The sequence below is a fragment of the Pseudomonas sp. J452 genome (genome assembly GCF_024666525.1).
In the GTDB taxonomy this organism is placed as follows: Bacteria; Pseudomonadota; Gammaproteobacteria; order Pseudomonadales; family Pseudomonadaceae; genus Aquipseudomonas.
On the sequence record NZ_CP088294.1, the window covers coordinates 3,037,096 to 3,046,894 of the forward strand.

Annotated in this window: 10 protein-coding genes and 2 pseudogenes; 5 read left to right on the forward strand and 7 right to left on the reverse strand. The window is 61.5% G+C overall.

The window, feature by feature from the left end:
* Positions 1–39 precede the first annotated feature (39 nt).
* The 4 genes from LRS11_RS13765 (at position 40) to LRS11_RS13780 (ending at position 3,627) form a co-directional block, all read left to right on the forward strand.
* Positions 40–1,008 carry a GTP 3',8-cyclase MoaA gene (locus tag LRS11_RS13765; RefSeq protein ID WP_260493525.1) on the forward strand — a complete coding sequence of 323 codons (969 nt, stop codon included), beginning with the start codon at positions 40–42 and terminating at the stop codon, positions 1,006–1,008.
* Between the two features lie 431 nt (positions 1,009–1,439).
* Positions 1,440–2,333, forward strand: a complete 894-nt coding sequence (locus tag LRS11_RS13770) for a radical SAM protein (RefSeq protein ID WP_260493526.1) — start codon at positions 1,440–1,442, stop codon at positions 2,331–2,333.
* An 83-nt stretch (positions 2,334–2,416) separates the two neighbouring features.
* Positions 2,417–3,022: a DUF4823 domain-containing protein gene (locus tag LRS11_RS13775; protein ID WP_260493527.1), complete on the forward strand. Its 606-nt coding sequence runs from the start codon at positions 2,417–2,419 to the stop codon at positions 3,020–3,022.
* A 35-nt stretch (positions 3,023–3,057) separates the two neighbouring features.
* Positions 3,058–3,627 (forward strand): DUF1285 domain-containing protein, encoded by a 570-nt coding sequence (locus LRS11_RS13780; protein ID WP_260493528.1) that lies wholly within the window; start codon positions 3,058–3,060, stop codon positions 3,625–3,627.
* A 93-nt stretch (positions 3,628–3,720) separates the two neighbouring features.
* Here the strand turns inward: LRS11_RS13780 and LRS11_RS13785 are convergent.
* Positions 3,721–3,819 (reverse strand): annotated as a pseudogene (locus LRS11_RS13785) (RidA family protein); the annotation flags it as partial.
* Between the two features lie 124 nt (positions 3,820–3,943).
* Here LRS11_RS13785 and LRS11_RS13790 point away from each other — a divergent pair.
* Complete coding sequence (locus LRS11_RS13790) at positions 3,944–4,837, forward strand: LysR family transcriptional regulator (protein WP_260493529.1); 894 nt, start codon at positions 3,944–3,946, stop codon at positions 4,835–4,837.
* 10 nt (positions 4,838–4,847) lie between these two features.
* Here the strand turns inward: LRS11_RS13790 and LRS11_RS13795 are convergent, their stop codons facing one another.
* From LRS11_RS13795 to LRS11_RS13820, 6 genes and pseudogenes are all read right to left on the reverse strand, one after another.
* Positions 4,848–5,999, reverse strand: a complete 1,152-nt coding sequence (locus LRS11_RS13795; RefSeq protein ID WP_409519732.1) for an aldo/keto reductase — start codon at positions 5,997–5,999, stop codon at positions 4,848–4,850.
* Positions 5,989–7,191, reverse strand: a complete 1,203-nt coding sequence (locus LRS11_RS13800) for a carboxymuconolactone decarboxylase family protein (protein WP_260493530.1) — start codon at positions 7,189–7,191, stop codon at positions 5,989–5,991. Before LRS11_RS13800 ends, LRS11_RS13795 begins: the two co-directional genes overlap by 11 nt.
* Before the next feature lie 16 nt (positions 7,192–7,207).
* The gene (locus tag LRS11_RS13805; RefSeq protein ID WP_260493531.1) at positions 7,208–8,290 is read right to left on the reverse strand and encodes an alpha/beta hydrolase; all 1,083 of its coding nucleotides are present in this window, start codon (positions 8,288–8,290) and stop codon (positions 7,208–7,210) included.
* Between the two features lie 258 nt (positions 8,291–8,548).
* A pseudogene (locus tag LRS11_RS13810) lies at positions 8,549–8,857 on the reverse strand (VOC family protein); the annotation flags it as partial.
* A 77-nt stretch (positions 8,858–8,934) separates the two neighbouring features.
* Positions 8,935–9,057 (reverse strand): hypothetical protein, encoded by a 123-nt coding sequence (locus LRS11_RS13815; RefSeq protein WP_260493532.1) that lies wholly within the window; start codon positions 9,055–9,057, stop codon positions 8,935–8,937.
* A gap of 18 nt (positions 9,058–9,075) precedes the next feature.
* On the reverse strand, positions 9,076–9,693 hold the full coding sequence (locus tag LRS11_RS13820; RefSeq protein WP_260493533.1) for a hypothetical protein: 618 nt from the start codon (positions 9,691–9,693) through the stop codon (positions 9,076–9,078).
* Positions 9,694–9,799 lie beyond the last annotated feature (106 nt).

A 9,799-nucleotide genomic window follows, 5' to 3' on the forward strand; every position in this document is an offset into this window, starting at 1 on the left:
CGGGCATATACTCCGGCTTATACCCAGTCGGAGTTGCCCATGATCGTTGACCGCCAGGGCAGACGCTTTCGCAATCTGCGCATCAGCCTGACCGCTGCCTGCAACTATGCCTGCACCTACTGCGTGCCGGACGGCAAGCGTCTGGTCGCCGCCCAGGACGAGTTGTCCGCCGAGGCCATGGTGCGCGGTGTCGCCTACCTGATCGAAGCCGCCGGTATCGAGCGCCTGCGCATCACCGGTGGCGAGCCGCTGGTCAGTCCCAAGCTCGACCCGTTCCTGCGTGAAGTCAGCCAACTCGGCCTCAGCGATATCAGCCTGACCAGCAATGGCCAGTTGCTCAGTCGCAAGCTGCCGCTGCTGCTGGAAAGCGGCATGCGTCGGCTGAATATCTCCCTGGATACCCTCGACCCCGATGCGTTCAAGCGCATTGCCCGGGGCGGCGACCTGGCCACTGTGCTGCAGGGGCTGGAAGAGGCGCGCGCGGCGGGCATGCAGATCAAGATCAACATGGTGCCGCTGCGCGGGCAGAACCATGAGCAGGTCTTGCCGATGCTCGACTACTGCCTGGAACGCGGCTTCGAGCTGCGCTTCATCGAACTGATGCGCATGGGCCATCTGGCCCGGGATGGCAATGCGTTCCTGCAGCAGTTCTATGGCATGGACGAGTTGCTGCTGCGCATCGGCGAGCACCATGAGTTCGTCCAGGCCGATGCGCCGCTGGATGCCACCGCCTTGCGCTACCAGATTCCCGGTCAGGGCTACTTCGGCGTCATCGCCAACGAAAGCGTGCCGTTCTGCCGCACCTGCTCGCGGCTGCGCCTGTCGTCCACCGGCTGGCTGCATGGTTGCCTGTCGTCGAGCAACCGCCACTATGTCGGTGACCTGCTCGACAAGCCGCGTCACCAGGCCTTGCCGGCTCTGCAGCGGCTGCTGGTGCGGGCGCTGGGCGACAAACAGGACATTGCCTTTGCGGGCGGTGTTACCGTGATGAAAATTATCGGCGGCTGATGATCTGCTGCGCGTCGGCGATACTGCGTTAAAAGCTGCCTCGGGATGCAAATGCCGTTCACTTAAGAAAACGCCGCGATATCCGTCCGGATCGCGGCGTTATTCTTGGCGGCCAATGCAGCGGCCATGCAACGGGATAATGACTTTCTGCCAACGCGGACAGTCCCCTCTCCCACTTGTGGGAGAGGGTTAGGGAGAGGGGCGAACTCGACCACTACAAGTGGCCTGCCCAACCCTCTCCCCCGGCCCCTCTCCCGTAAACGGGAGAGGGGAGCAAAGCGCTTAAGTGAATGGCATTAGCCTCGGGCTGCTCATTTACATTGTGTAAACTCCGCTCTCTCGGCATCTTTGACCAGCCGAAGGCTGTTACTAACGTAGGTCCTTGTCTCGCTCTAGCTCGCGAGATCATCAATTATTTGTGTATCTCAAAAATGTCTGCCGAATTCCCCATCGCCTATATCGAACCGGTATTCCGCCCACCGAGTGAAGCCCACTCGCTGATCCTGCCGGTGACCAACGGCTGCTCGTGGAACCATTGCACCTTCTGCGAGATGTATACCCAGCCGCAGAAGAAATTCCGCGCCCGCGACGAAGCCGAGGTGCTCGAAGAGATCCGCCGTAGCGGCCGGCAACTGATCGTCCAGCGTGTGTTCCTCGCCGATGGCGATGCCCTGGTGCTGCCGACGCGGCGCCTGCTGAGTATCCTCACCGCCATCCGCGAACACATGCCCGAGGTGACGCGGGTTTCCAGCTACTGCCTGCCGCGCAACCTGCGCAAGAAGTCGGTGAGCGAGCTCAAGGAGCTGGCCGACGCCGGGTTGAAGATGGCCTATGTCGGTTGCGAGTCCGGCGACGATGAGGTGCTGGCGCGGGTCAACAAGGGCGAGACCTACGAGTCCAGCCTGAGTGCCCTGGAAAAGCTCGGCGAGGCGGGCATCACCCGCTCGGTGATGATCCTCAATGGCCTGGGTGGCACCGTGCTCAGCGCCCAGCATGCTGACAATTCGGCGCGCCTGATGAACGCGGCCCAGCCAGAGTTTCTCTCGACCCTGGTGGTCAGCTTTCCCACCGGCGAGGCACGTTTTCGCGAAGGCTTTGCCGACTTCCAGCCGCTCGGCCAGCATGAGCTGTTCGTCGAGGTCGAGCGCCTGCTGCAAGGGCTGGAGCTGCGTGACACGGTATTCCGCAGCGACCACGCCTCCAATTACCTGGTACTCAAGGGCAATCTGGGCGCCGACAAGGCCCGCCTGTTGGCCCAGGTGCGTCAGGCCATCGAGCAACCTCAACAAGCGCGGTTGCGCCAGGAGTGGCAGCGCGGCTTGTGAGGGATTGGCTGCTGAGCTTGGCGCGGAAGCTGCAGTGGTCGTCTATCCGCCGGTTTTCCGTCACCGGCTCGGGAGGATTTGCGATGCGTAGCTTGATTCTGCTGCTGGCCCTGTTCGGCCTTACCGGCTGCATGAAGGTCAGTGATATGGCCGCCGGTACCGAGTACCACCTGCGCGATGCCGGGGTGCTGGAACACAGCGACACCCGTCGCGCCAACACCTGGCGTCTGCAGGCCGATTCGTTCGTGTTCATCGCCCAGAGCCATTTCGTGCCGCCTGGCAGCGCCTATCCACGGCCCAATGTGGTGGCCGAGGAAGCCTTCAAAGCCTTCGTCGAATACTTCCCGCTGGTGCGCCGCTCCCCAAAACCGCAGGGCCTGGAAGAGGCGATGAACGAGGCCCGCAGCAGCGGCGCCCATTATCTGCTGTACACCCGCTTTGCCGGCGCCGACGACCGTATCGGCACCGTGGTGGAGTGGGAGGATCAGGAAGCCCTGGATCGCCTGGGGATCGATAGCGGCGTGATCCAGCTGATGCTGATCGAGACCAATACCCGCTACCTGGTGGATACCGCCAGTATCCGCAATCGTGGCGGTTTCCTGACGTTCTATGACAATAAGCCCGAAGATATGCTGCGGCAGCCTTTCGAGCGTTATGCTCGTAGCCTGCTCGGTGTGAGCGAGCAATAAACGCTGCCGCTGAGCGGGGCGATGAGGAGTACGTGATGAGTGATCCGGGCAAAGCCGGCGACCTGCTGGCGCAGATTCCCAAGGGCGAAGGCAAGAGCCTGCCGCCGGTGCACCTGTGGAATCCGGATTTCTGTGGCGATATCGACATGCGCATCGCCCGCGACGGCACCTGGTTCTACCTGGGCACGCCGATCGGCCGCAAGCCGATGGTCAAGCTGTTCTCCACCATCATCCGCCGCGACGGCGACGACTACTTCCTGATCACCCCGGTGGAGAAGGTCGGCATCAAGGTCGACGACGCGCCGTTCGTGGCCGTGACCCTGCAGGTCGAAGGCGAGGGTGAGCAGCAGGTGCTGCGCTTCACCAGCAATGTCGACGACGAGATCGAGGCCGGTGTCGAGCACCCGCTGCGGGTCGAACTGGACCCGCTGACCGAGGAGCCGGCGCCTTACCTGCATGTGCGCAGCAATCTGGAAGCGCTGGTGCACCGCAACGTGTTCTATCAGCTGGTCGAGCTGGCCGTGCCACGCCAGATCGACGGGCAGACCTGGCTGGGCGTCTGGAGCAACGGCGAGTTCTTCCCCATCGGCCCGCAGCCGGAATAGGCGCTCCCTGTTCCGACTCGCATCCCCTCACGTAGGCTGGGTTAGCCACAGGCGTAACCCAGTCATCTGAACACCTCTCCTGCCCGTCGCGGGCTACTGCGGCAGCCTGGCGATCACCTTGATCTCGAAGTCGAAGCCAGAGAGCCAGGTCACGCCGATAGCGGTCACTGTTGGGTAAGGTGTGTTCTGCCACCGCACATTACTGAATTCCCCCCCACACTCACAGAAACCGTTGTCTATTGGGGCAATGTGGAACCAAGCAGTTGGAGCTGGCCGAGTGGCATAATCGCAGCTAGTTCATAACGGGCGCGCATAAATGACCACTGAAAGCTACGACCAGCTCGCGATCTTCGCGGCCGTGGCGCAGGAGCGCAGCTTTACGCGCGCCGCTGCCAAGCTTGGCATGTCGCAGCCGGCCCTGAGTCGGGCCATGCGTCAGCTGGAAGAGCGCCTCGGCGTCAGGCTACTCGCGCGCACCACTCGCAGCGTTGCCCCCACGGAGGCGGGAGAACATCTGCTGCGGGTGGTCGCACCCAGGTTCGAAGAAATCAATAACGAGCTGGGGTTGCTCAGCGAGTTTCGTGACAAGCCGGCAGGCAAGCTGCGCATCACGGCTGGCGAGCATGCGGCGATCACTATCCTGCAACCCGTACTGGCAACACTGCTACCGGATAATCCGGATCTGAGCATCGAGGTCATCGTCGACTACGGCCTGACCGATATCGTGGCGGAAGGCTACGACGCCGGCGTACGTCTGGGTCAGCAAGTGGCCAAGGACATGATCGCGATGCGCATTGGCCCCGATATGCGCATGGCGGTGGTCGGTTCCCCGGCGTATTTCGCGAGGCATCCGCAACCAATAATTCCGCGCGACCTGATGCAGCACAATTGCATCAACATCCGCATGCCCACCTACGGCGGCATCTTCCCTTGGGAGTTCGAAAAGCAAGGAGAAGAACTGAAAGTGCGTGTCGAGGGCCAACTGGTGTTCAACAACATTGCCATGCGCCTGGAGGCTGCTCTCCAGGGGCTAGGTTTGGCCTACATGGCCGAAGACCTGGTGCAGGCGCATGTCGACGAAGGCCGACTGATTCGCGTGCTGGCGGACTGGTGCGAACCCTTTTCGGGCTACCACCTGTATTACCCAAGCCGGCGGCAGAGCTCACCGGCTTTTACCTTGCTGCGCGATGCTCTGCGTTATCCGGGCTGAACCGAAAGCATCACTGCGTTGGGGCTTCGACCCCGCTATAGGCGAGCACTACCGGCGGTAGCCGTTCACCCTGGATGCTGATGTCCGCTAGGGCCGTATTGAGCTGCGCAAGCTCCTGATTGCCGAAGGTCACTTGTGCCGCTGCGCTGTTTTCGAGCATATGCGCCATCTGTGTCGTGCCTGGGATGGGCACAATCCAGCTCTTTTGCGCCATCAGCCAGGCCAACGCGAGCTGGGCGGGTGTCACGCCCTTGCGTTCGGCCCATGCCTGCACCAGGCGCACGAGTTTCAGGTTATTGGACCGATTCTCCGGCGCAAATCGGGCTTCGATCCCGCGGATATCACCCTCGGCAAAACGTGTTCTTTCGTCGATTGCCCCGCTGAGGAAACCGACCCCGAGTGGGCTCCAGGGGACGAAGCCGATGCCCAATTCCTCGCATAGAGGAATCACTTCCTTTTCCGGGCCTCGCCACAGCAGCGAATACTCGTTCTGCACTGCGCTAACGGGCAGTTCGGCATGTGCGCGGCGCAATGTCTTCAGCCCCATCTCGGATAAGCCCCAGTGCAGCACCTTGCCTTCAGCGATCAAGTCTTTGACCGCACCCGCCACGTCCTCAATCGGTATCTGCGGGTCGACGCGATGCTGGTAAAGAAGATCGATACGGTCTGTACGCAGGCGCTTGAGCATGCCCTCAACGACTAACTTGATGTGCTCTGGGCGACTATTCAGCCCTGGGCGACGCTCACCGGTTTGCTGATCGATGTTCCAGCCGAACTTGGTGGCGATCACCACCTCATTGCGAAACGGGGCCACACCTTCGCCGAGAATCCGCTCCACTTCATGGGGTCCATACGCCTCGGCCGCGTCATAGAAGGTGACGCCGTGGTCGAAGGCGGTGCGAATGATGTTGTGCATCTCCGCCCGGTTAGGGATCGTCGTCTGGTAGGTGCGACTCATGTTCTGCACGCCCAGGCCCACACTCGAAACTTCCAGGGAGCCGAGCTTGCGCCGACCGACCAGGGCAGTGGTCTTCGTCGGTTGTGCAGGGCCAGCAGCCTCACTGGCGCTGGCCGTCATTCCCGGGATCAGTGGGGCCACGGCTAGCGCCGTTGCGCCGATCAGCAGGTTGCGCCGGCTGCTATCAGTTGGATTACTGTCCACGTTGCTCTCCTTGAGGTGTCGAAGTGCTTTTGGGGGCTGGCGTCATCGCCAGCGCTTGCGCCAATGCCTGACTGGCGCGCTCGGCAGCCTGTTCATCGCCGTGCTGGGCCAGCACCTGGATCAGTTGGCGCAGCTGTGATTCGGTCAGACCAACCCTGATGCTGGCAGCCATATGCGAACGCAGTTGCGCCTCCACACCGGGAGTGGCGGCCAGTGCTCCGACGGTAGCCAGTTCGCGGCTTTGCCAATCCAGATTGTCACGTTCGAAGATGGCACCGAACAGGTGCCCTTGCAGGTACTGATTGATCACCGGGGCGAAATCGAACAGCGGGCCCTGAACGGGTGCTCCGGCAATCTGGGTCTGGTTGGCCTTGCCCACTGCCAGCAATGCATCGCCGCTGGGTATGGCGCGGCTGGGTTCGCGCCCGGCTGTATCCTTGATGCCGCGCTGTTTGCGTGCTTCAACTATCTTCATCAGCTCGCCCAGTGCGTTTAGGCTGCGCGGAAAGCCGCTGTAGGCGTAGAGCTGTACGAGGATTTCCTTCGCCTCGCTGATGCTCAGGCCCGCGTCCAGCCCTTGATGCAAGGCTGCGCTGAGCCTGGGCATATCGCTCGTGGCCATGGCGGCGGCAATCAACGGGATCGCCTGCTGCCTGGCGGACAGCGTCTCGGAGGCAGCGGGCCTGGCCTGCAATGCCACGGGGCTGTGGACCGCGCTGTATTGCTCATCGCTGACGTGCTCCAGCCACTCGACACTCTTGCCATCCACTGCGCCACTCACCGCCAGGTGGGTCATTGCTGTTGTCGCTGCGGCACCGTGCCAGTGCTTGACGCCAGGAGGGCAGATGACCACGTCTCCAGGGTGAATGTGCTGTACGGGTTTGCCCCATTCCTGGGTCAGGCCCATACCGGACACCACAACCAGCCGCTGCCCGGCTGGATGGGTGTGCCAGGCCGAGCGTGCGCCAGGCTCGAAGGTGACATAGGCAGCGGATGCATTGATCTCACTGCTGGCGGGAAACAAGGGATCGACGCGTACCCGCCCGGTGAAATAGTCCGCTGATCCCGTCACCGATACCTGAGTGCCGGCGCGACTGATCTGCTGGGTGGCCACAGACTCACCGGCCTGGCTGGCCGCGTTGGCGAAAGGCATCGCAGCGCATAGCGCGACCCCAAGCAAAGTAGTGTTCACGATGGTTGATCCTTACCTAAAGAGTTCTACCGAAGAACGCCGTCAGCTTGTCCATCGCGGCATCCACATACTTCGGCACCCAGTAGGTTTCGATATGGGTAGCCCCCTCGATCTTGAACAGCTCTTTGTCCTGGGTGCCGGTAGCCTTGGCGAAGGCATCCTCAGTCATGTACAGGCTGTCGGCCTCACTGCCTGCGATCATCAGCAACGGTTGCTGGATCAGTTCGATCTGGTTGGTGGCATCAAAGCGCATCAAGTCCAGCAGGCTGCTGGTGGTGTACTTGAAGGTCGAGTTGGGATGCGCGTGGGTCTTCCAGTAGTACTCGTAGCCCTGCCGATACAGCGCGAACGGCAACTTGGCGATCTGCTCATCGGTCAGGTTGGCATCCCCTGAATAGACCACCTCGCCGCCAGCTGCTTGCTGGGCGCGGGCATTGGATGCCTGCTGCAAACGCTCCTGGATGGTGCCCAGTTGCGAATCCACGTAGCCATTACGGCGAACCCGGCCTGAGTTGAACATGCTCAAGGTCGCGACCGACTGAAAGCGTTTGTCGGTCTGAGCGGCGGCCAATGAGTAGCCGCCACCGCCGCAGAGGCCGAGCAGGCCCAAACGCTGCTGGTCGACGCCGGCATACTGAGTAAGGAAGTCCGCCATGCCATGGATGTCTTCGATGCGGTACGCAGGCTTGTCCACATTGCGCGGCTGGCCACCACTGGCACCTTGGTAAGCCGCATCGGCGGCAACGGTGATATAGCCTTGCTCCGCCAAACGCTGGGCATACAGGCCCGCGACCTGCTCCTTCACCCCGCCATTAGGGTGCGCTACGACTACTGCGGGGTATTTCTTCGCAGGGTCGTAGTTCGCCGGGGTGTAGACGTTGGCAGAAATATCCAGGCCATTGAGCCTGTAGGTGACTGGATGGATGTTGACCTTGCCCGGCTCGTTCTTCGCAATTGCACCGTCATAGGCCAAGGTGAAGGGGTTCTGCTGGTAATCGGCGGCCCCGACCTCGGCAGCAGAGAGCCCAACAATAGTGGCCATAAGCGTGGCCTTGATCGTTTTACGTTGCGTACGAACAGTAGTGATGTGCTGGGTCATGGCTTGCTCTCAACTTGAAAACGCTGAGTAGCAACTTACGCCATGGTTATTGATCGATAAATGGCATCAATTAGATAGCAGTCATGCCTGAAATGCATAAATTTAGTACTGCTGTTGCAGCCGACTTCAATCTGCATTGGCATTACTAGGTCGATTCAACGTGCTCCAGACCGGCCGCTTTTGGCCGATTGCCCCCCCTCAACTGTCGCCCTTTGAGCCTCTGGACAACCTCTGCATAAATCGAGAAGCGGCCACCCTCTAAGTATTCTGCGCGATATGCCAGAGCACGCCGCTCGGGTCGAACAGTACGAATTCCCGCATCCCCCAGGGTTGATCGACAAGGTCGCCCATGCGCACGGCAAAGCGTTCGGCCAGGCTCGACTCGTTCAGGTGGCGGTGCCAGGCATCCACATCCTCCACCAGCAGGTGCATGACGAAGTTTTCCGCCTGTTCGCGCACGTAGAAGTTCTGCAGCAGGAAGCTGCAGTTGCCGTGGCGCAGGTAGGCCAGGTTGTCGTCGCTCCAGGGCATGCTGAAGCCCAGGGCCTGGTAGACGTCCTGGGAGCGGGCGAAGTCCTTAGAACCTGTTCACGATCTCTTGGCCGTCGGCCATACCGCGTTAAAAACAGGCTCGGAATGCTCATTTACAGCTCGTAAACTCCGCTTCCTCGCCTGTTTTTGCCTTGTCTGGCTCTAGTCCAAAAGATCGTGAACAGGTTCTTGGCGGGCACCAGGGTCTTGAGTTCCACGCTGTTGAGGTTGCTCATCGGCGGTTTTCCTTGTGCTCAGTACAGGTCGTTGCGTTTGGCTGGCTTGATCACCTGGAAGAAGCTGTAGCCCAGGCCGATATCGGTCACCACGCGGGTGCAGAGGGCGGGGATGGCGATAAGCGCGTGAATGAGCATGGCCGTGGCTGTGTAGGCGCCGAATTCGATCCTGCGCAGGGCTGACGGCAGGGGATCGCGGCGACTCTCCAGCAGCTCCTGGCGCAGGGCGGGCAGGTCGGGCCAGTGCTCGCTGTCGATCTGCGTGCGCATGGCTTGCGGGTAGAGGTTGCGGCTGCGGCAGCCACGGCGGAAGGCGCGCCACATGCGTTTGGGTTCGAGCACCAGGCCGGTGGACAGGGCGATCAGGTTCATGGTGCCGAGCAGTGGCGAATTGAGCATCGAGCCGGTGCCCAGTTCCCAGGCGCTGACTTCGCCTTCGCCGATACGCCCGGTGCTGTAGCCGGTCGCGACGTGGTGCAGGTCGTGGTACTTGAGGTAGCGGTGGCGGGTCTCGATATTCGGCAGCGGCACCAGCATACAGCCGGTGTAGACCGGCACGGTGCAGGCCTGGCGATCGGCGGTGCCGCTGAAGCCGCAGCGGCGGTAGAAGGCCGCCAGTTCTTCCTTGAGTGTCATGGGGTGCTTCCTTGTGTTTGTAGGAGCCAGCTTGCTGGCGATCTTGGCAAGTCAAAAGCATCGCCAGCAAGCTGGCTCCTACAGAGTTTGCTGCGCGACAGCGCTC

Coding starts and splice junctions, on each gene's coding strand:
- LRS11_RS13765 (WP_260493525.1), top strand. CDS start 40: ATGATCGTTGACCGCCAGGGCAGACGCTTTCGCAATCTGCGCATCAGC.
- LRS11_RS13815 (WP_260493532.1), bottom strand. CDS start 9,057: ATGAGCAACCTCAACAGCGTGGAACTCAAGACCCTGGTGCCCGCCAAG.
- LRS11_RS13770 (WP_260493526.1), top strand. CDS start 1,440: ATGTCTGCCGAATTCCCCATCGCCTATATCGAACCGGTATTCCGCCCA.
- LRS11_RS13820 (WP_260493533.1), bottom strand. CDS start 9,693: ATGACACTCAAGGAAGAACTGGCGGCCTTCTACCGCCGCTGCGGCTTC.
- LRS11_RS13805 (WP_260493531.1), bottom strand. CDS start 8,290: ATGACCCAGCACATCACTACTGTTCGTACGCAACGTAAAACGATCAAG.
- LRS11_RS13780 (WP_260493528.1), top strand. CDS start 3,058: ATGAGTGATCCGGGCAAAGCCGGCGACCTGCTGGCGCAGATTCCCAAG.
- LRS11_RS13775 (WP_260493527.1), top strand. CDS start 2,417: ATGCGTAGCTTGATTCTGCTGCTGGCCCTGTTCGGCCTTACCGGCTGC.
- LRS11_RS13790 (WP_260493529.1), top strand. CDS start 3,944: ATGACCACTGAAAGCTACGACCAGCTCGCGATCTTCGCGGCCGTGGCG.